At 60.9% G+C, this 21,402-nt stretch carries 15 protein-coding genes and 1 pseudogene; 7 read left to right on the top strand and 9 right to left on the bottom strand.

Annotated elements, in window-relative coordinates:
- A pseudogene (locus ACYP01_RS29630) lies at positions 1–301 on the top strand (4-hydroxy-3-methylbut-2-enyl diphosphate reductase); the annotation flags it as partial.
- A 70-nt stretch (positions 302–371) separates the two neighbouring features.
- On the opposite strand, the gene ACYP01_RS29625 reads toward ACYP01_RS29630, so the two are convergent.
- Complete coding sequence (locus ACYP01_RS29625; RefSeq protein ID WP_378504645.1) at positions 372–1,328, bottom strand: DUF6542 domain-containing protein; 957 nt, start codon at positions 1,326–1,328, stop codon at positions 372–374.
- Between the two features lie 217 nt (positions 1,329–1,545).
- Here ACYP01_RS29625 and ACYP01_RS29620 point away from each other — a divergent pair, with 217 nt between their 5' ends.
- Complete coding sequence (locus tag ACYP01_RS29620) at positions 1,546–2,721, top strand: exonuclease SbcCD subunit D (RefSeq protein WP_459683605.1); 1,176 nt, start codon at positions 1,546–1,548, stop codon at positions 2,719–2,721.
- Positions 2,718–5,696 (top strand): AAA family ATPase, encoded by a 2,979-nt coding sequence (locus ACYP01_RS29615; protein ID WP_459683603.1) that lies wholly within the window; start codon positions 2,718–2,720, stop codon positions 5,694–5,696. Before ACYP01_RS29620 ends, ACYP01_RS29615 begins: the two co-directional genes overlap by 4 nt.
- Here the strand turns inward: ACYP01_RS29615 and ACYP01_RS29610 are convergent, their stop codons facing one another.
- Positions 5,697–6,890 carry an AI-2E family transporter gene (locus tag ACYP01_RS29610; RefSeq protein WP_003945249.1) on the bottom strand — a complete coding sequence of 398 codons (1,194 nt, stop codon included), beginning with the start codon at positions 6,888–6,890 and terminating at the stop codon, positions 5,697–5,699. It lies immediately after the preceding gene.
- A 152-nt stretch (positions 6,891–7,042) separates the two neighbouring features.
- Between ACYP01_RS29610 and ACYP01_RS29605 the strand changes: the two genes are divergently transcribed.
- Entirely contained in the window at positions 7,043–7,447 is a 405-nt protein-coding gene (locus ACYP01_RS29605) for a hypothetical protein (RefSeq protein WP_003945253.1), read from the top strand.
- 6 nt (positions 7,448–7,453) lie between these two features.
- Here ACYP01_RS29605 and ACYP01_RS29600 read toward each other — a convergent pair whose 3' ends face one another.
- The 3 genes from ACYP01_RS29600 to ACYP01_RS29590 form a co-directional block, all read right to left on the bottom strand.
- A complete protein-coding gene (locus ACYP01_RS29600; protein WP_019744572.1) occupies positions 7,454–7,654 on the bottom strand; it encodes a YbdD/YjiX family protein in 201 nt (66 codons plus the stop codon).
- A 2-nt stretch (positions 7,655–7,656) separates the two neighbouring features.
- Complete coding sequence (locus ACYP01_RS29595) at positions 7,657–9,939, bottom strand: carbon starvation CstA family protein (RefSeq protein WP_007726338.1); 2,283 nt, start codon at positions 9,937–9,939, stop codon at positions 7,657–7,659.
- Between the two features lie 112 nt (positions 9,940–10,051).
- A complete protein-coding gene (locus ACYP01_RS29590; RefSeq protein WP_378504666.1) occupies positions 10,052–11,629 on the bottom strand; it encodes an FMN-binding glutamate synthase family protein in 1,578 nt (525 codons plus the stop codon).
- 92 nt (positions 11,630–11,721) lie between these two features.
- Between ACYP01_RS29590 and ACYP01_RS29585 the strand changes: the two genes are divergently transcribed.
- Both ACYP01_RS29585 and ychF read left to right on the top strand, forming a co-directional pair.
- A complete protein-coding gene (locus ACYP01_RS29585; RefSeq protein ID WP_020970247.1) occupies positions 11,722–12,240 on the top strand; it encodes a CD225/dispanin family protein in 519 nt (172 codons plus the stop codon).
- Between the two features lie 70 nt (positions 12,241–12,310).
- Positions 12,311–13,390, top strand: coding sequence for a redox-regulated ATPase YchF (gene ychF / locus ACYP01_RS29580; RefSeq protein WP_378504647.1), 1,080 nt, complete (start codon positions 12,311–12,313; stop codon positions 13,388–13,390).
- 456 nt (positions 13,391–13,846) lie between these two features.
- Here ychF and ACYP01_RS29575 read toward each other — a convergent pair whose 3' ends face one another.
- The 4 genes from ACYP01_RS29575 to ACYP01_RS29560 form a co-directional block, all read right to left on the bottom strand.
- The gene (locus ACYP01_RS29575; protein WP_459683767.1) at positions 13,847–14,173 is read right to left on the bottom strand and encodes a hypothetical protein; all 327 of its coding nucleotides are present in this window, start codon (positions 14,171–14,173) and stop codon (positions 13,847–13,849) included.
- 234 nt (positions 14,174–14,407) lie between these two features.
- Entirely contained in the window at positions 14,408–14,620 is a 213-nt protein-coding gene (locus ACYP01_RS29570) for a hypothetical protein (RefSeq protein ID WP_459683598.1), read from the bottom strand.
- 550 nt (positions 14,621–15,170) lie between these two features.
- The gene (locus ACYP01_RS29565) at positions 15,171–17,849 is read right to left on the bottom strand and encodes an NACHT domain-containing protein (RefSeq protein WP_459683596.1); all 2,679 of its coding nucleotides are present in this window, start codon (positions 17,847–17,849) and stop codon (positions 15,171–15,173) included.
- Positions 17,806–19,365 (bottom strand): NACHT domain-containing protein, encoded by a 1,560-nt coding sequence (locus ACYP01_RS29560; RefSeq protein ID WP_459683593.1) that lies wholly within the window; start codon positions 19,363–19,365, stop codon positions 17,806–17,808. Before ACYP01_RS29560 ends, ACYP01_RS29565 begins: the two co-directional genes overlap by 44 nt.
- A 1,224-nt stretch (positions 19,366–20,589) precedes the next feature.
- On the opposite strand from ACYP01_RS29560, the gene ACYP01_RS29555 reads away from it, so the two are divergent.
- A complete protein-coding gene (locus ACYP01_RS29555; RefSeq protein ID WP_459683591.1) occupies positions 20,590–20,811 on the top strand; it encodes a hypothetical protein in 222 nt (73 codons plus the stop codon).
- Positions 20,812–21,402: the final 591 nt, after the last annotated feature.

Raw genomic sequence — 21,402 nt, 5'->3', positions numbered from 1 at the left:
CGTAATCGTGGTGGGTTCGCGGAACTCGTCCAACTCGGTTCGCCTGGTCGAGGTCGCGCTCGGGGCGGGCGCTGCCGCGTCGTACCTGGTCGACTACGCCCGTGAGGTCGATCTCGCGTGGCTCGAGGGTGTCCAGACCGTCGGCATCACGTCGGGTGCATCGGTACCCGAGGTGCTCGTGCGCGGCGTGATCGAACTTCTTGCCGAGCACGGATACAACGACGTTCAACCCGTCACCACTGCCAACGAGACTCTGGTGTTCGCCCTTCCCCGTGAATTGCGAGCAGCGCGCACGTCCTGAATCAAGAAAATGCGGGGCACCTTCCATCTGGAAGGTGCCCCGCATTTTTTGTGCTACCGGGCGCGTCTGTTCAGGGCTCTTCGCGATCGCGATACCGAACTCGCGGCGGCGGATACGCGGGAAGATCGACTCCGGGTGGGCGGCGGCGAGGGGGCAGCGGCGGCGATACGTCGTCACCCGAAGCGAAGAAGGGCTCCATCCGCTCCTCACGTCTGGGCGACGGAGTGGGCTCGGGCGCCCGGCGGCGACCGTACGACGGGTAGTCGTCGTCTGCCACGGGCCGACTGTCGGGCTGGGGGCGACGCGTAGGCGGTTGGTGCGTGCGATCGACCCTGGGTGGCTGAGGGCTTCTCCGAGGCGGCAGCGGACGCTCGTCCTGGATCGGCTCGCGCCTGGGGGTGCTTCGGTAGGCGGGCTGCTCGTCCACCTCGGGGGCGCGGCGACGCGGGGGCCCGGGGACGGGCGCGTCCGAGGCTCTGCGTCGACGCCCGGTCTCGGGTGCGGGTTGTTCTCGCGTGGCAGCTGCAGAGGAGTCACGAGTGGTGGCCGCCGAGCGGCGGGAGCGGGTCGAGCGCGCGGGTCCGGTGGGGCGCTGATTGAGCAGGAAGTATCGGAAGCCACCGATGATCAGCACGACGACGGTTGCGGCCAACATGATCGGAAAGCGGTTGACCAACGGGTACGCGATGTTGATGGCGATATCGCGCAGCGCGGTGCTGTTGTCCTTGCCGATGAGCGTGTGCCCGATCGGCACCGCAGCGAAGAGCAGCAACGGCGGTTGGGCCATCGCGGTGAAGAGTGCTTTGTTCGAAGCGGCAACCACAGCGAAGAGACAGCCCAGGAAGTAGAACGTCGAGAACACCGCGGTGAGCTCTCCGCCGCCTCCGGTGGCATCGATCAGTACGCCGACGGCGGTCACACCGGCAGCAAGCAGGATCACTCCCCACCAGGGCAGGCCGGGGACGGTCACGATGAGCGATCGCTTGTCCAGCGGTACCCCGGAGCGAGCACGTTGGGTTGCAGACACATAACGACATTAGCGGTTCTTGCGTTGTCGGCCGTGTTTGTGCGGGTCGTGGCTGGCGCATTTATCGACGCGATGGCGCGATGGTTTCGGGTTCTTCGCCAAACGAACCGGACGGATTGTGTGAAGGGTCACCGGACTCTCGTGGGTTGGGGCACACCGCCGAAGCCGTCAGCGTGGGAGATCGGCGGTGTCGGTGAGCTGCTCTACCGTCGGATTCATGAAGATTCTGCACACCTCCGATTGGCATATAGGTCGCACCTTTCACGGCGTCGATCTGTTGGCCGATCAGGCGAGTGTGCTCGGTTCCATCGCAGATTCCGTCCGCGAACACGGCGTCGACGTCGTGGTCGTGCCCGGTGACATCTACGACCGCTCGATTCCCAGTTCCGACGCGGTCACCGTGTGCAATCGAGGCTTCGAGGCAATCCGGGCGGCGGGGGCGGTCATCGTCGCGACGTCCGGCAATCACGATTCCGCGGTGCGGCTCGGAGCCGGGGCATCCTTTGCCGCTGCCGGCGGCTTGCACTTGATCACCCGAGTCGGCCAGATCGGTACTCCGGTGATGCTGAGCGATCAGTTCGGTCCTGTCGCCTTTTACGGGATTCCGTATCTCGAGCCGGAGATCACGCGCGTCGAGTTGGACGTGCCCCGGGCTCGTACTCATTCCGACATCCTCGGAGCGGCCATGTCGCGTGTTCGGCGAGATCTCGCCGAGCGAACGGCTGCCGACCCCGCGACTCGATCGGTATTGCTCGCGCATGCCTTCGTCGTGGGCGGTGAGGCCTCTGAATCGGAACGCTCCATCTCGGTCGGCGGAGTGGAGACCGTCGCAGTGGGCGAGTTCGACGGCGTCGACTATGTCGCCCTCGGACACCTGCATTCTCCGCAGATGCTCTCGGAGAGTGTGCGGTACTCGGGTTCACCGTTGCCGTATTCGTTCGGTGAACGCAGCCACCGTAAGGCGGCGCTGCTGATAGAACTCGACGCAGGTGGCCTGTCGTCGGTGCAGCGCCTGGATCTCCCGGTCATTCGGGGGCTGAGCCAGGTGACGGGAACTCTCGAGGAACTACTCGGTGAGTCGAAGTACACCGATTCCGAGCAGTGCTACCTCTCCGCATTGCTCACTGATCCGGTTCGTCCCGTCGATGCCATGAGGCAACTTCAGGCACGTTTCCCGTTTGCCGTTCATCTCGAATGGCAAAGGCCGGAAGGGCAATCGGATCTCAAGTACCGTGATGCGGTACGGGGTCGATCCGACATGGAGATCGCCCGCGGCTTTGTCTCGGCAGTGCGTAGTGACCCGTCCGAGCGTGAGGTCACGTTGATGGCCGAAGCGCTCAGCGCTGCCGCGCGCGCCGAGGAGTCCACGGTAGAACTGAGTGAAACCGCGTGAGGCTGCACAAACTCGAAGTCAGCTCTTTCGGGCCCTTCGCCGACACGGTCGAGGTCGACTTCGACCGTTTGGGTGCAGACGGGCTGTTCCTTCTGCACGGTGACACCGGGGCAGGCAAGACCACGATCCTCGACGCGGTTGCGTTTGCCCTGTACGGGCGGGTGCCGGGTGCGCGCAACGAGGCCAAACGGCTACTGTCCGATCACGCGCCCGCCGGTTCGGTGCCGCGCGTGGAACTCGAAGCGACCATCAGTGGTCGCAGAATCAAACTTGTTCGTAGTCCAGAGTATTCGCGCCCGAAGAAGCGTGGCACCGGTTCGATCACAGAGAATGCAAAGGCCACACTGACGTGGTTGGACGGCCGCGGCGAGAATCTTTCGCGCATCCCTGACATCGGTGACGAGATCAACCGCCTCATGGGCATGAGCGCTGATCAGTTCTTCCAGGTGGTGCTCTTGCCGCAGGGTGAGTTCGCCAAATTCCTGCGTGCCGAGAGTGACGAGCGAGGCAAACTGCTCGAGCGTCTGTTCGACACCAAGCGTTTTGTCTCCGTCGAGGCATGGTTCGACGCCAAGCGAAAGGCAAGTGCGACCGCGCTCGCGGCAAGGGAGCAATCCGTGCGGCTGCTGCTCGCGAAGGTCGAGACAGCTGCGGGACTCGAGGTAGGCGCCGAGGCACACCCACTGGAATGGTCGCGCAAACTCCTCGCCGAGGCTCAGGACACCCGCGATGCAAGTCTTGCGGAGATGGTGACTGCCAAAGATGCAGCAGCCGAGGCTGATCGGGTGCTCACCGTTGCGCAGCGAACCGCAGAACTGCTAGCTCGCCGCAATCGTGCGACCGCTGAACTCGCAGCATTCGATACGGGCGCCGCGCACCGATTTGCGATCGGCGCCGAACTCGAGAGTGCCAAGCGGGCTGTGCCGGTAGCCGCTGTCGCCGACGATGTGGAGACTGCCCGCGTGGGTCTTGCCGCATCGCTCGAATCGATGAACACCGCGATGTCGACCTACTCGGCAACGGGCGGGCCGGAAATTTTCGAGCCGGAAGTGTGGCCACCCACCGACGATGAGCGTCAACGCGTCATAGCTCGGATCCGGACCTGGCGTGACGAGATCGTTCGTCTCGACGCGATGGCGGAGGACGCTCGCAGAGCCGATGCGGCGGAAGCCGAGATCGAGAAACTCGGAGTTCGGCGAGACGCCCTGTCCGAGCGCATGGATGCCATCGCGGTTGAACGAACTCAACTACCGGAACTGGTGCGCTCGGCCGGCCAAAGATTGGACGACGCGCAACGCGCGCATGCCACTCTGCCCGGCCTCGAAGCTGCACTGGCCAAAGCATCGGATGCTGCGGCAGCGGCTCATGAATTCGTCTCTCTGCGTACGCAAGCCGAGAAGATTCGTGTGCAGGTGTTGGATGCGCGCGACGCCTATCAGAGTGCTCGCGGGCGCTGGCTCGACCTCGTGCAGAAGCGTATCGAGGGCATGGCGGCGGAATTGGCGAGTTCACTCGCGCCTGGTGACCCATGCCAGGTGTGTGGTTCGCGTGAGCACCCTGCGCCGGCGCAGTCTGATGTCGTCACGGTCACCGAGCCCGATCTGGAAGCCGCGTCCGCAGCCGAGCGTGCGGCCGAGAAAGCCCTGAGCGAGGTAGTCGACCGCCAGGTAGCCGTCGACCGTGACATCGACCGGGTGATCGCCCGCGGCGGGGATGGAGACGTTGCAGAACTCGACAGGCTCCGCGCCGCGGCTCGGAACGCCGTTGACGAGGCGACCCACTCTGCCGGTCAGGTTGGAGGGTTGGCCGACAAGCTCGGGCATCTCAACGAGCGTGACGGCGAGCTGCAACAGGAATCCGCTTCTCTGACGGCCGAATTGGCGGCACTGACCGAGCGTACGACGACTCTGTCGGCCACGGTCGAGCAGATTCGAGCGGCGATCGTCGCTGCGGTGGGAGAAGATTCGACCATCGCTGCTCAGCGCTCGCGGTTCGAAAGGCTTGCCTCCGCTGCCTCGGCGGCGTCTGAGATGCGTGACGACGCCGTTCGTGCGCAGGCGCGATCGGCGGAACTGTCGACCAAACTGGCCGCTGCGGCGGCCGCTGCTGGATTCGATTCGGTCGAGGCTGCGATCGAAGGGGTGAGATCGCCGGCCCGAATCGCAGCGATCGAAACGGAACTCGCCAAAGCACGCGACCTCGAGGTGGCCGCTCGGACGGTCCTTGACGACCCCGAGGTTGTTGCGGTGAGCGAAGTCGAGACAGTCGACGTCGACGGTCCTCGCGAGCGTGCTCTTCAGTGCGCCGAGGTGGTGAACTCGGCTGTTGCAGCTGCTTCCCTGGCCGAGAACCGTGTGTCGGATCTCGAACGGTTCAGCGGACAACTCGAGAAGGCATACGAAGCGGTTGCACCTGAGCGGGAACTGCACGACGAACTCGCGGCGCTTGCCGACGTGATCGCCGGCAAAGGTCAGAACAGTCGCAAGATGTCGCTGCGAGCGTATGTGCTCGCGTCGCGGTTGGAAGAGATCGCCGTGTCGGCATCGGTTCGGCTGCAGCGGATGTCCGGGGGCAGATACGAGTTCGTGCACAGTGACGAGGCAGGTTCTCGGGGTCGCCGCGGCGGTCTGGGACTCGACATCCGGGACGACTTCACGGGTGTCGTTCGCTCGGCGAAGACGCTCTCGGGCGGTGAATCATTCTTGGCGTCATTGTCTTTGGCCCTCGGACTTGCCGATGTGGTTGCGGCGGAGTCCGGCGGAATCGTTCTCGACACGATGTTCATCGACGAAGGATTCGGCACTCTCGACGCCGACACCCTCGACTCGGTGATGGCTGTGTTGGACGAGCTTCGCGACGGTGGACGAGTGGTGGGCATCGTCAGTCACGTGGACGAGATGAGGCAGCGAATCCCGAGTCGCCTGCACGTCATTCGCGGACGTGCAGGCTCCTCGGTGAAGGTGATCGCGGGCTGATCAGGCCTTTTTGTTCTCTACCTCTGACTCGGCGTCGTCGTCTTGATCCTCGAGGATGTCCGACGCATCGCCGGCGGGCATCGGCTCGTTGTCGCTTGCGCGTTCGTCGATCTGCTCGCCGATGTACCGGATGACAACTGCTGCCACAGCGGCGACGGGCACTGCGAGGAAGGCGCCGACGATGCCGTACAGCGAGCTACCGGCGGCCACGGCAAGCAGCACGATGACGGCGTGGAGTTTCATCGACTTGCTCTGCAGCACAGGCTGAAGGACGTTTCCTTCGATCTGCTGAACGGCCAGGATGATGATCAACACGATGATGGCGGTGGTGAGACCGTTGGCCACCAGCGCAACCAACACGGCCAGGGCGCCGGCGACAAACGCACCGACGATCGGGATGAAGCCACCGATGAACGTGAGAATTGCCAGCACCGGTGCCAGCGGGACCCCGAGTATCAGCAGTCCGGCGCCGATGAAGACCGCGTCGATCAGACTCACCAGTGCTTGAGTCCTGATGAATCCGCCGAGCGTGTCCCACATGCGGGTGAGGACCTCTTCGAGATGCCGACCGGCGCGGCCGCCGCCGACAGCGTGGAGCCAGGGGATGAACCTCGGTCCGTCCTTGATGAAGAAGAAAGCGAGAATCAGGACCAAACCGAGCGTGACCAACAACGAGCTCGCTGTGCTCACGCCGCTGAAAACGCCTGAAGCGATGGCGGTTCCACTTTCCTGCACCTTGGTGATGACGGCATGGACGGCGTTGTCGATCTGGTCGTCCTTCAGGTTCAGCGGCGGACCCTGGAGCCAGTCCTGAACCTGGTTGATGCCCTCGGTGGTCTTGTTCGCGAGCTCGGGGGCCTGGCTGACCACTGACGGAACGATGCCTGCGATCACACCGGCGAGGATTCCGATCGAGAGCACCAGGGTGATGCCGGCTGCCGCGGCCGGTGGCATACCGCGCTTGATCATGCCGCGGGTCGGCGGCCACATGACTGTCGCAACAACGATAGCCAGAGCCACCGGCAGGATGATGACCCAGAGCTTTTCGATCAGCCAGCCGAAAATCCAGGCGCCCAGCGAAATCGACGCCAACACCAACGACCATTTTGCGAGCCACATACCCCCTTGCCCGATGATCTCGCCGCGGTCGCGCTTGCGCACCCCTGCGGACGTCCCCTTGTCTTGCTCGCTCACTGATCGTCCTTTCCGTCGGCGCAGGGATCTCCTCGCCGATGTGCGAATCCGGTGATCTAGCTGAGCTGATCGTAACGACTGCATGCGATAACTCGTGTGTTGCGCTGCAATACTGTGTTTTGAAGCATGCCGATCGGACTAACATTTCCGTCATGAGAATCGCAGCAGCAGTCGGGGCAGCAGCAATCGTCGTTCTCGGGCTCACCGCGTGTAGCACCGAGGATCAGGACAACGCGCAGAACAAGATCAGCGAGGCAGTCACGAGCGGGCAACAGGCGCTCGAGACGGCGAAACAGTCAGCGGGCAACGCCATCGATCAGGGCAAGACGGCGCTGTTCGTCGCCACGTTCCGTGGGGCTTACGCACCGTTGGCGGAGAACCGCGACGACGCAGACATCGAGGAGATCTTGACGACCACGTGTACCGAGGTCGCCAACGGCACGGACGAGGCGGAGGTCAAGACCAAGATCACCGACCTGGCCGAGAACAACGGCAACAAGCCCACCGACGAGCAGGCCGGCCACATTTACGAACTCGCGAAGGCCACCTGCCCCTGACCGGATTCAGCAGCAGCGGGCGCCTGGGTTGGCGTCGGCTGCTGCGTGTCGGCGGCGCCAGAACTCTCGTTCGCTGATCACCGGTGAGTCGGCGTGGTGGCGTCGGGTGTGCTCGACGTAGCGCTGATAGTCGAGATCACCCATCACCGAGCGAACCCACCACAGCGTTCCGCGGAACGCTGTGGTGAGTTTTGCCGTCATGGTCATGGTCAGTGCCCACCTCCGTGTGCGGCGCCGGGCGCCCGGACTTTCCCGGCTTTGATCAGCTCGTCCCATTCTTTCTGGATTTCCTTCTCCGCGGGCGTCGGAATGAAGCTGGCGGGTCCGAAGATTTTCGACGGTTCTTCCGGGGACTCGGTGGTCGGCAGCCCGCCCGCTCGGATTGCCTTGGCACATACGATGATCCCGGCGATGACCACGACGATCACCAGTGACGCGAAGATGATCGACAACGTGCCCTGGATGAAGGTGTTGCGAATGACGGCATCGATGGCCTCCGGAGTCTTCGCGGAACCGTGCGCCGTCTCGCCGGCAGCCTTCGCGTCCTTGAACACGTTGTGCTGAGCCCAGTACCCGATCGCGGGGTTGTCGGAGAAGATCTTCTGGTACGACGCGGTCATGGTTACGACCAGGTCCCACACCAGCGGCACGCCGGGAATCCAGGCCCATTTGAACAGGCCCTTCTTCATGACGATCGTCATGACCACCGTCAGTGCGATCGCGGCGAGTAGCTGGTTGGCGATGCCGAAGAGCGGGAAGAGTGTGTTGATTCCGCCCAGCGGATCGGTGACACCCATGAGCAGAATCGCGCCCCAGGCAGCGACGACGATCAGCGAGCACAGCCACGCGCCGATGCGCCACGACGGGTCCTTGAACTTCTTTGCCGGACCGCCGAAGTTGCCGAGCGAGTCGGAGAGCATGAATCGAGCGACGCGGGTGCCGGCATCGATCGTGGTGAGGATGAAGAGCGCCTCGAACATGATCGCGAAGTGGTACCAGAACGATTTCAGCGAGTCGCCGCCGAAGACGTCGCTGAGCACTTCGGACATTCCGAACGCGAGCGTCGGGGCGCCGCCGGTTCGCGAGATGATCGATTCTTCGCCGACGGCCTCGGCTGCCTGAGTCAGCACGTCCGGTGTGATGGGGGCAGTGCCGAGGGGCAGATTGTTGACGTATTCGGCTGCGGTTTCCGGTGTTCCACCGGTCAGTGCCGCGGGAGCGTTGAGTGCGAAGTACAGGTGCTGATCGAGGATGCAGGCGGTGACCAGAGCCATGATCGCGACAAACGATTCGGTCAGCATGCCGCCGTACCCGATCATCTTGGTCTGGCTTTCCTTCTCGAGCAGCTTTGGCGTCGTACCGGACGCGATCAGTGCGTGGAAGCCCGAGAGTGCGCCACAGGCAATGGTGATGAACAGGAACGGGAACAGTGAACCGGCAAAGGCCGGGCCTTCGCCGTTGGAGGCGAACGGCGTCACTGCCGGCATGTTCAGCGCGGGTCGTGCGACCAGAATTCCGATGGCCAGCAGCGCGATGGTGCCGACCTTCATGAACGTCGACAGGTAGTCGCGCGGTGCCAGGAGCAGCCAGACCGGCAGCACCGATGCGGCAAATCCGTACGCGATCATCAGCCACGCGATGGTGACCTTCGAGAGTGTGAACCAGTCTGCGCCCCAACCGGTATCGGCAACCCATCCGCCGGAGACGATGGCAAGGAGAAGCAGAACGACGCCGATCAGGGAGACCTCGGAAACCTTGCCCGGCCGCAGATACCGCAGGTACACGCCCATGAACAGCGCGATGGGGATGGTCATCGCGATCGAGAACACTCCCCACGGGGACTCGGCGAGCGCATTGACGACCACAAGTCCGAGCACCGCGATGAGGATGATCATGATGACGAACACGCCGATCAGTGCGGCGACGCCGCCGACAAGGCCGAGTTCTTCGCGGGCCATCTGACCGAGGCTGCGCCCGCGGCGCTTCGACGAGATCCACAGGACCATGAAGTCCTGCACCGCCCCGGCGAACACGACGCCGACGATGATCCAGATCGTTCCCGGAAGATATCCCATCTGCGCGGCCAACACGGGTCCGACCAGGGGGCCGGCACCGGCAATTGCCGCGAAGTGGTGACCGAACAGCACCCGACGGTCGGTCGGCATGTAGTCGGCGCCGTTCTCCATGATCTCGGCGGGAGTGGCGACGTCGTCGCGGGGTTTGACGATCTTGCGTTCGATCAACCGCGCATAGAAGCGGTAGGCAATCAGATAAGTGCAAATTGCGGCCAACACGAACCAGACGGCACTGATGTGTTCACCGCGGACGATCGCAATCATGTACCAGGCGCCCGCGCCGACCAGTCCGAGAACAAGGAAGACGACGCGCGCAGTCGTGGAGATGGGTGTTTTGTCGATGACGCCGACAGGTGGCAGGTCAGGATCGGTTTTCAGGTACTCGACATTTGGTTCCGGCGCAGTCGTCAAGCTCATCGTCGAACTCCGTCCACTAGTGCACGTGTGGCCGCCGTCACAGCGGGCCATCTGTCACTGTAGGACCAGAAGGGTGAATCCGCGCGATCTGAAACGCGGGAGTCGACCGACGTCAGAATCGGTGAGCGTCGGCGTCGATCCAATCGGTGAGCCAGCTCTGCGGCGGGGAGTCGAGCAGTTCGCCCGGCATCAGCCAGTCGAACAGGTCGGCATAGGTGCGAGTGGTGAGACCGTCGACGCGGCGGTTGAGCATTCCCGGTTGCAGTTGGTCGAAGGAATCGATGCCCATCGACGCGATCATCTGTTGTGCGCTGGCGACAGTTGCCTTCTGGAAGCGGTAGACGCGCTCGCTCTTGTCGGGGATGTCGAGTGCGCGGGTGCGTGCCGGATCCTGAGTGGCAACGCCGACCGGGCAGCGGTTGGTGTGGCACATCTGGGCCTGAATACAGCCCACTGCGAACATCATTGCGCGGGCCGCCATCGTGAAGTCTGCGCCCTGGATGATGCGTTTGACGATGTCGGAACCGCTTGCCACCTTTCCGGAAGCGCCGACTTTCACGAGAGGGCGCAAACCAGTTCCCACCAGAGCGTTGTGCACCAGCATCAGGCCCTCGGTCAACGGCATGCCCATGTGGTCCTCGAACTCCACTGGACCTGCGCCGGTGCCGCCTTCGGAACCGTCCACGATGATGAAGTCGGGCGTGATGCCGCGTTCGATCATCGCCTTGCAGATTCCGAGGAATTCACGACGCGAGCCGACACACAGTTTCATCCCGACCGGCTTGCCTCCCGACAGTTTTCGCAGGGTCGCGATGAAATCGACCAGTTCGACCGGGGTGCTGAACGCGGTGTGCGCGGGTGGCGAAATCACGGTCTGGCCGACGGGTACCCCGCGGGTTTCGGCGATTTCGGGGGAGACCTTGACTCCGGGAAGCACGCCACCCAACCCGGGTTTCGCACCTTGCGAGAGCTTGATCGAAATGGCCTTCACCTGATCGAGTCCGGCACGCTCGGCAAAACGGTCAGGATCGAATCGGCCATCCTCGGTTCGGCATCCGAAGTATCCCGAAGCGATTTCCCAGATCAGATCGCCGCCGTGTTTGCGGTGATACGGACTGATCGCGCCTTCACCGGTGTCGTGAGCGAAACCGCCTTTGGCTGCGCCGGCGTTGAGGGCCTCGATTGCGTTGGCGGACAACGACCCGAAGCTCATCGCGGAGACGTTCAGGAGAGCGATGTCGTACGGCTTCGTGCAATCGCGTCCGCCGAGGCGAACTCGCGGAACGGTGTCGGGGGCGGTCCGTGCGCGAATCGAATGCGTCATGAACTCGTAGCCGATCGCATTGACGTCGCGCTCGGTCCCGAAGGGCTCTTCCGCCAGTGTTCCCTTTGCCCGCTCGTAAACCAGATCTCGCGTTTCGCGATCGAATGGCATTCCATCGGTGGATGATTCGACGAAGTACTGCTGGATCTCCGGTCGAATCTTCTCGAGGAGAAATCGCGCGTGCCCCAGGACCGGATAGTTACGGAGGATGCTGTGGGACATCTGAGTGAGGTCGTAGGTGCCCATGGCCGCCAACGCGAGTGTGACGACAGCGATCACCCACCATCCGGGCGAGGCGACAATTGCGAGCGCGGCGGTGCCGAGACCCACTATCCATATCAAGAGCACGATCAGCATCCGAGTCACCTCGAGAGCGTAGGCGCTCACTGTGACACGGCAGCGGTAAGTCTCCACTAGGTTCTGCGATAGAGAACCGAATCCGACTCTTTGGGGGAATCATGACCGAACCGCAATATCCGACCGACCCGCAGGATCCGAAGGAGCAGCAGTATCCGAAGGAACAGCAGTATCCGGCGGGCCAGCAGTATTCAGCCGGTCAGCAATATTCAGCAGGCCAGGAGTATCCGACGGGCCAGCAGTACCCGACCGACCCGCAGTACTCAGCCGGACAGCAGTATCCGACCGGTCAGCAGTACAGCGCGACCCAGCAGTACAGTGCCGCTCCCACGTACGCGGCGCCTCAGTACGGTCCGCCGAAGTCCAACGCGGGATGGGCCGTCGCGTCGATCATCTTCTTCTGGCCTATCGCGTTCGCCGCGTTCAACCATCTCCACGACATCTACCCGAAGTGGGCGATGGGCGATCACCAGGGCGCGCAGTACGCGTCCGAGCGGGTGAAGAAGCTCGGGCAGATTTCGCTCCTCATAGCCGTCATCTGCTGGGTGTTGTTCATCGCGTTCTACGTCATCTTCCTGGTTGCGATCGTGTCATCCGTCGATTCGTATACCTACAACTGATCACCTGCCGCGACGTGACGGTGGGGCGAGTACCCGTCACGTCGCCGCGAGGCCGTAGAATCCACAGACCGTGAGCCTTACCCTCGGAATCGTCGGACTGCCCAACGTCGGCAAGTCCACCCTTTTCAATGCACTGACCAACAACGACGTGTTGGCAGCGAACTACCCGTTCGCGACCATCGAACCCAACGTCGGTCTGGTCGAGCTGCCCGATCCGCGGCTGCAGAAGCTCGCCGAGATCTTCGGCTCCGAGCGCATCCTCCCCGCGACCGTGTCGTTCGTCGACATTGCCGGCATCGTCAAGGGAGCGTCCGAGGGCGCAGGCCTGGGTAACAAGTTCCTGGCCAACATCCGTGAAGCGGACGCCATCTGCCAGGTAGTTCGCGTCTTCGCCGACGACGACGTCATCCACGTCGACGGCAAGGTCGACCCGGCCTCCGATATCGAGGTCATCGAGACCGAACTCGTGATCGCCGACATGCAGACCTTGGAGAAGGCTCTCCCGCGTCTGGACAAGGAAGCTCGCAAGAACAAGGAGCTCAAGCCGGCCCACGACGAGGCACTCAAGGCTCAGGCCTTCCTCAACGAGGGCACGACGCTCTTCAGCGTCAAGGACAAGCTCGACTTCTCGTTGCTGCGTGAGCTGAGCCTGCTCACCACCAAGCCTTTCCTCTACGTCTTCAACGCTGACGAGTCGGTGCTCACCGACGAGACGAAGGTCGCGGAACTGCGCGCTTCCGTCGCGCCGGCCGATGCCGTGTTCCTCGACGCGAAGGTCGAGCAGGAACTGCTCGAGCTGGACGAGGAAGACCGCCAGGAAATGCTCGACTCGATCGGTCAGACCGAGCCGGGCCTGCACGCTCTCGCGCGTACCGGCTTCCACACCCTCGGCCTGCAGACCTACCTGACGGCTGGTCCGAAGGAAGCTCGCGCCTGGACCATCCACAAGGGTGACACCGCACCCCAGGCTGCCGGCGTCATTCATACCGACTTCGAGCGCGGCTTCATCAAGGCTGAAATCGTGTCCTTCGACGACCTCGTCGAGGCAGGTTCCATGGCCGCGGCCAAGGCTGCCGGCAAGGTCCGCATGGAGGGCAAGGAATACGTCATGGCCGACGGTGATGTGGTGGAGTTCCGCTTCAACGTGTGAACTCCTGGTCATTGGGCTATTTTGGTCCCCTGCCCGCGATGCGTCCGCCAGAGTGGGTTTGGTGTCGTTGAATAGGGCGTCCGCAGCGGCCCGTGTGCGGTCCGCTTGACTGGGCCACAGGTGACTAGATCGCAGCAGGATGCGATCAAGCCGGTCGCGTAAAAGTGGCGCAGCGAGTGCCGGAGGAGGTCGTCGGCACCGGCCGCTTAGCGTGCGACGCGCCGCCGGTGGCCGACCGTTCTGGTGCATGGGGAGATCCCCTCTGCCTGGGAACAGCCATCGTGTTGGTTCACCGCTGTGTGTGCAGCCGGATGTGTTCAGCCACCAGTTCGAGCAGCCCGCTCGGCACGTGAATGATCCGTTCGCGTCGTACGTGGGTGCCCGGATTTGCCACGGTGCCCGTTGGCGCGCTGAACTTGCCGTTCGACCCGCACCTCGCGGCGCAGAAAGTCGATGTCATCGATCCAATTTAGGGCGCCGCATTCGCCGAACCGTAGACCGGAGAACGAGCACAGGGCGGTGAAGGCGTAGAACGACGCGGAGGACTCTCGGATCAGTACCCCACCTGCTCGGATGTGGGATGATCATGGCTACCTCGGCTCTGCGGCGGCGGGGGAGTGTGACGCTGAGGGTGGGGCCGTCGGCGAGTACCTTGTCACGTTTCGCGGCGCGCAGCACTGAGCGAACATTGTTGAACCGAGTCTTGATTGTACCGGGTGCCAGCGATTTGTCCTGCGTGGCCTTGACCCACGTCTCAAGGTGCGACGGCCGTAGATCAGCCATTGCCACGTTGCCGAACGGGACACTGTTCGCGGCTAGGTTCATTGCCTACACAGTGCCGCGAACCCGCACCTGACGGGACGACCACTAACGGTAGAAACTCGCGAACGTTCTCTTTGCCCGCAGCGAGTCGACGTAGGTGCCGGTCATCTGCGCTGGGGTGATCCGTTCGAGCCACGCCTCGGCGTCCGGTTTGCGGTCGAAACCTTTGGTATGTTCGCGGCCCTGGTCGTCGACCTAGCGGGCGCGCCACCGTTTCCCTACCCCGTACGACTTGGACTTCACCGGATCGGTGAGGGGTCCGGGCTTGTCAAGTTTCGAGTTTCCGTCGCGGTCGAGGCGGGGCACCGGCTTCGAGGTGTTCCAGCGGTCTTCGACGCCGGAGCGCTCGGTTCGCCTGGGTGGCTTGGGCATTGGGCTGTCGGTCATGTGGTGGTCTTCTGCGGTCATGTGGTGGTCTTCTGGTCTGGGGGAGGGTGTCGAGCTGGGTGCGGATGCCGAGGCCGACTTGATCCGGGGATTCGTCCCTGACTCCCTGATCTGCGACCCATGCAATCCATGGGATGTCGACCGAGCTGTTCGAGGCTTTACCGGGCGGGTTAAGAACTGCGGACAGAAAGAGTGGGCGGATAGAAGTCGATTCGGTGGGTATGACGACCTGAAACGTGCCGGTCGTCCGGCACGTCCCGCAACGCCGCCCTGCCTCAGCAGGGCGGGGCGCTCGCACCGGCTCGCTACCAAGTCTGGCGCGGGGCCAGATTCCGCAGGTCAATGGACGACGACACCACCGCGACATAGGAACACCCCTGAACCCGCGATATGGGAAACACGGAAGGTGGCAGGGGTGGCAAGGTACTCAGAGCCTCTTACGTGAGAACCAATATCTTCCAGGCCGGGCCGGAGATCATGCGCTCCGCGTGGACGACCTCCGGCCTGCGCGGGATTCGATCTGCGGGCAGGAGTTACACCGAAGCATGACGCTTAGTCGTTCGACTGTCACCTAGCCGATCGGCGCAAGCGGAAGTCCAAGTTCGTGCTGGGTCGTTTGCAGACTCTGATTTGTCGTCTGGAGCAAACGCCCTAGGGACTCTCGCACCTGTAGCGTCAAATCGCCGTACAGGTCGATCGGCAGCAAACTCGTCAGAATTTCCGTCCAAAGCGCGACTCGATTTTCCTGAATCTGCGTGTCCATATGCACAAGCCGAATCAGCATTTGCACCTCCTGTTCCGTGCTGCACGCCACAAATAAGCGCCGAATCCATTGAACCGAACTGTCTGGCCAATTCTTGCGGATTGCAAAGAGGCCCGCCGCAGCCATCCGCTTTTCGGGGTCTTCATCGAGGCACAATGCGCGATGCATTTTTGCCAGTCCCGCAAAACGCGGCGGGTTCGGACTGGCGGATCCAAAAAGTGTGACCATTGCGGTGCCCTGAATTATGCGACACGCTCCTCTTGCGACGTCGCTGTCTGGATGCTTCGTGGCAAGGGTTAGCATCAACTCGTACAGAGATTTCGTTGACTTGCCAGTCCATACGGAAATGAAGGGAATACCCGCGCGTGGTTGACCGAACTTGGCAAGCGCTCGTTCGACTAGGTCCGTATCCGGAATTCCAAATTCGAAACACGACACCAAAACGGAATTCAAGAGATCGGGTTCGTTAGCTCCTTCCAGTTCCAACAATTCGGCCACGAGTGTGACTCTCGTCTCGAATGTGGATAACTTGTCGTTGCCCGAATCTCGCGAAATCGCGTTTACCACTGAATGCGTCGCGCTCGTTAGGTAGCCACTCGACATAACTTCAGAAATTTGATTGTGGCGGTCGCCAAACATCGAGAGAACAGCCAGAGATCTTCGATGGATATCAACCGCGGCGTAGAAGAATAGATGTGGGTCACCCGCTTCTTCTTGAAGAGCTGAAAAGGTCGCCATCATCCTCGGTGGCATTGAAGCTGTCGGCTCGTTCGGCGTAGACAACGTGACCCGCCTGTGAATCCGGCGTACCGAGTCCGCAAACGACAGGACCTCGGCGCGGAATGCCATCCAACGATGAAATCCTTTCAAGCCTGACCATTTGGCCATCTGATCAGCCAATGAATTCACCTCGACAGAGGCAGCCAATCGCGATCTGATGTAATCGAAAGTTGGGACGACCGACCAATCTATTGCAAGCATATTCGTTACAAGTGAATCCGATTTCTTGATCGAGAAGAAACGCAAAGCGCCGCGGATGGATTCAGCGGTTACCTCTCCAAGCCACAGATGCAGAATCCAGAACGGCGCGACAAGGCTATCGTCTTCGGAAAGACCAGATTTGCGACAAAAATCGCGCAGATCGCCTCGGATAATAAAACCTGGGATCGTGTCTTGAATTTCTTCTAGGCTTTCCGTGAGCCCTTCGCTGGAAATACGCCTGCGCCGAACATCCGTCATCATGGTGCAATGAAAAACTGCCTTGATTGCGCGGAGTACCAGATCGGCTCCATCCAGGTTCCAGTCTTTCCCATTATCGCTAACCAGAGAACGACCATACCTGCCGCGAAATCCGTGTGACGAAAGTTGAACCGCATGGCGGAGGAATTGATACTGCATTTCGTCAGACACGTTGGACCGCTGGAGAGTGGCCAGACCTTGCGCCAGCTCGTGGATTCCTTCGTTGACACTAAATGCAGAGCGAAGCTGATCGGGGTCTAGTACGTTCAAGAATTTTGTAACGAGCGCCGCCGTGTTGGACTGGAATTGGGCGATTCTGAATAGCGGACGTGCCGCCTGTTCGCGAGTTTTCGGATTATCGATCATTCTCTCGATTGCGCGAACTGCACTACGACTCGTGGGATCAAGTATTGACACGACATACAGGAAGTTTGAAAGACGCTCCGGCGCTAACGTATCGAGCTTCTTCTCTAAAATTGGGATAATATGATCTTTGATGTCCTCGACTGGCATATCTTGGAGGGCGTGCGCAATCTCGCCGAGCCGGTGTGGCATCAAATCTATGTCAAGGACGTCTAGCGCTACTTCGAGCAAACTACGCTGCAGCCTTCTGTTTGGCAGGAAGGCGCGATCGAAGGCGATGGTAAGGGCGAGGTGCGCCCCTCGTCTGATGTAAATGTCCGGGCTTTCTCGGTCGATATCTTTACAAACTTCAATTATATTTGACGCCTCGCCCTGAAAATTGCGACCCACTCGACCAGCGAAAAACAGAGCGACATTCTGCCAGTGCGGGAAACGGGCGATCGCCTCAAAACGGCGGTATCGCTGGTCTGTATTCTGCGATGTATCAACAAGATGGCAGGCGGCGAAAAATTCCTGAATGGATCGAAGTTCAAAGCCGAACCGATTTTTCGACGGCTCAACGATCAGAACCAACCGCTCGCCCGCTTCCGCTGTAATTGAGCGGAGCTGATGGCCTCGCATATCTTCCGGCGAAAAAGGGTCATTCCATGTGATGAAATCTGAGACCATGCGGGAGTAGTCGTCGGCAGACAGCGTTGCATCGGTTGCAGAAGCGCGCGTTGCCCGTTCTTGAAGTTCATAACCAATGAATTTATGGAGACCAACAAGAAGTTCTTTATTGGTCGTAATTATATCACTGCCTTTTCCTTGCTCACGTTTGTAGATTACATCGAGATAGTCATTAAATAACGCTTCCCGCTGTCGTGGGGGGGGTCCGGCCAGCACTTATTATCAGCACGAGAATGGTAACCTGCAAGGGCGTGTTCATCAAAACTTTAATCTGACGATCGTTAAGGCAATCCTCGATTCCGCGATCCAGCCGGCTGGCGCGACTATCGTCCAAATCCCGAGCTTTGATCCACCGCGTCACGTAGCCACGTATCTGATCGGGCTCTAGGTCCACTAGTGTTAGATGGGTGTAAGTGTCGGGATCGAACTGATCGTTATACCCCGTCGGTCTCGTTGTCGCGAGAACTTGAAGATCGGCATCCAATATCGAGTCCGCTCTGTTAATGAAGTCGTCCGCACGCTCCAGTACCTCCTTCTTGAGCCCTGGGTCCGTAACCTCGTCCAGTCCGTCCAGGATGAGTAACGTCGGATTTTTCTTTAGCACGTCATGGAGGACTTCCGGAGCAAGGGTGCGAGACGTCACGCGCTGCACTTGGTCGCAGATGAATCTGTCGAGTGTTCCGTCAATCTTGTGTAGACCACTCTCTCCGGACTCTGAAAGCCATTGGGCAAAATCTCGGAGTATGACGCGAAAAGGGATACGCGGAAAGCTCGGAATATATTCCTCAGATATGGCGACTTTTTCAATATCGCCGATTAATTTGGCCCGGTGAAGTTGGGCGAGATACTGCCCGACGGTCGATTTCCCCTCGCCAGGACCGCCGACGAGCACAACGCGCAGGTGCGACGCGCCCAGGAACATCTGAACGACCGGTATCCGAGTACCGCCGTCCGGCGTCCGAGTCTGCGGCGTACTGCGGATATATTCGATTACGCTCTTGAAAGACTTGCTTTGGTCTTCGTTCTCTCGTTCGTTGTGAAAGTTTGGGCACGCATGCAAATCGAAGAATACTTGTTGTAATTTGACCGCATGCTCCGCGACGTCTCCGGCTTGGTCAAGTTGAGCGTTCTGTTCTCGCCTAAGCATTCCCTGTAGGTACGCCTTGATTGTTATTTCAACTTCGGTTTTCCGTCTTGCGCGCTCATCTAGTAGCGACGCGATTAGATCGCCAGCGACGATCAGGTGAAAATATGAGGTTCGAACTCCTGGATATTTGTCAAGGAATTTATTGATTTCATCTGCACCCCATACTGCGAAATTCTTTATGCTCGCCTCGTATTCTTCAGCTACGCTGTGGAGCTTATCGAGAGTCCCTGATTTCGGCGCTGGAGACAGGGGGACATTCGTTGCAATTATGTAATTGTCTACTTCTCTTTGTTGCTCGTTTACAACCTTGTTGAGCTCGCTCTTAAGGTCGGAAACAAGCTCTTTTCGACATTTGGACGTCCCTAAAAGCTCAGTATCATGATATTTGGCCTGAAAGATCCAAGTCCCGTCCCAGTTCTCAGTGTCGCTGGGGTAGGGGGCCTTGCCGCTGAACGTCGCTTCCCTACCCCCATCCGGGCCAACGCCGAATGTTATCGAGCCGTTACCGATTACCTCTTTGATCAGAGCTTGCACCAAACCTTCAAACTCGGACGAACCAAGCCTGTTGAGCTCATAGCGCGGCATAGCGCCACCTTTCTTTACGGTCGACAGGGACGAATCCTAGACTGGCTGCGGACCGCTGCCGTGAAAAGACTCGCTGACACTAGGCGTGAGTCTTGACTTCTAGCGGATCGAGCATCAACTCGGGCCCCGTCCTGTGAGAAGGCCGAAGCGTACGGTGCCCGGGGTAGCGTCTCCATTTGGCTAAGCGCCAAGCCGATGCTTGTGCACAGTGCGCGGCGCTGTGCAGCCAAAACCGAAGACTCGGAAGCTGTCCGGTTATAGATCCGCTTTAGCTTCATGAAGGCCGGAGCGCCAACTGTGGAACCGCACGTCGTTCTTGGAGCGGCGAGACCTGGATCCCGGGAGGTGCACGTGCTGTTCGAGTATCTGGAACCTCCTGCATCCGCACGTCGAAGTAGTAGAACGCAGCGAGCAGAACGACCTCCGGCAATATTTCTTTCTCTGGCCGCTGGAAAGTATCGGGACTGCGAACATCGATGTGACGAGAGAACGGGCGAATGATCGGCTGGTCGACCATCACACGGGGTTTGCTCGCCACCCATTCCAGTGGAGTCGCAGCCGTTGTCTCTGCTTCTTAGTCAGCTTGACCGACAATTGCCCCCGTAGATTGCCCCATAAGGTGGATACTGTCGGATCGATTCGGCAACGTCGACGGTCCCCCGACGGCTTGCCTGTAATACCTCTCATCGAAGAGCCTGTGCAAGTCGCGACGGAGAAGCAGCTCCTTCGTCTTCGTGCTGAGCGACTTTCGCGTAGCTGTAAATGTGACACGCTTCGAGGTCCTCCTTCGGCGCAGGGCCAGTGAGAGCGATGAGGGGTCTGCCAGGCGACCCCGATTCGACGGCGGCAAAGAAGTCCCACCGAAGCTCACGATTGGGAGTATGCGTCGTCAGTGGACATACGACGACTGGGGAGATCTATCTGGGTGACCCTTGGGACGATTCAGGGTGACTCACGAACAACGTCGACTTCGAGTGGCAGACCGTTCCGGCGGTCGAAGACGTTCTACCGACTGAAGTACTGGAAGAGAGAATGCCATTGCAACACTCGCAACCCCACAGGTCGATTTGGACGACCCGGCAGCAGCCCGCTCCATCCTCGAACGCATTGCCACGTAGGCCGTCGTGCCCTCACCACGCCGGTGACCCGCACCGCGCCGCCTCACCGACCTGGCGGAATTGCAGGCCCTCGTCATCGCAGCGCCGCGGGCACTCAGCTCCACCGATGCCGAGAAAGCCGCGATCGTCGCCCACGTCGCCGACGCCCTGGTGGACAAGTTCCGCGCATCCAAGAAAGTCTTCCTACCTGCAGAAACCTGCCGACACTGGTACCGCCAAGCAGCTGCGAAAACTGATCAACCAGGTCAGCTTCGGACGTAACGAGCGCGGCACCGCCGCTCTCCGCGACCTCGGCGATGCCCTGGTCACCGAGCTGCTTCGCCCGTGAGCCGACCGGATCACCGGTGACCTACTGCAGGTCGCCGTGACGGTCCTTGAACACGGCTCGAACCACGTCGACCGCACCCCGCCTTGTCGCGGAGGCGTACGAGACAGCCGGGCAGCGCACCGACGAAAGGATCGAAGTCTGGTCCACGGCCGACGCGCTCCGTCGGCACGGCGTCCTTTCTGCCGGTGACGTCTCGCCCGCTGGTGGACCGGTTTTGCCCCGCCCCCGGCTGCTCGGCGAAGCCGACAAGGCCCACCGGAGCGTCTGGTTCCTCTGCAACGCCGTCTCCACCCACGCCGACGCGGCCGCCGGACTCGTGCTCGTCTCACCCATTCAAAATCTTCCGCCCGGTTTCATCACTGGGGCGCTGGTCACCGGTGCGGGAGCCACCCGAGCGCACACCCCCGTCCCTGGGGGCGGCAACTGGAAGACTCCCGCACCACACTTCAGCGAGGTGGGGTCTTCTTCCGTGGTCCGTCCGCCACAGGTCCGTCACTTATCCTGCAAAGCCAACGCAACCAACTTGCAAATATGCAGGTGGCTAAGTTGTCCATTCCCAGCCACTGGTGGAAAACGCCGTGGGCAGAGTTC

This window comes from Rhodococcus sp. no. 34 (genome assembly GCF_054589475.1).
This window is presented reverse-complemented; position numbering and strand designations above follow the sequence as displayed.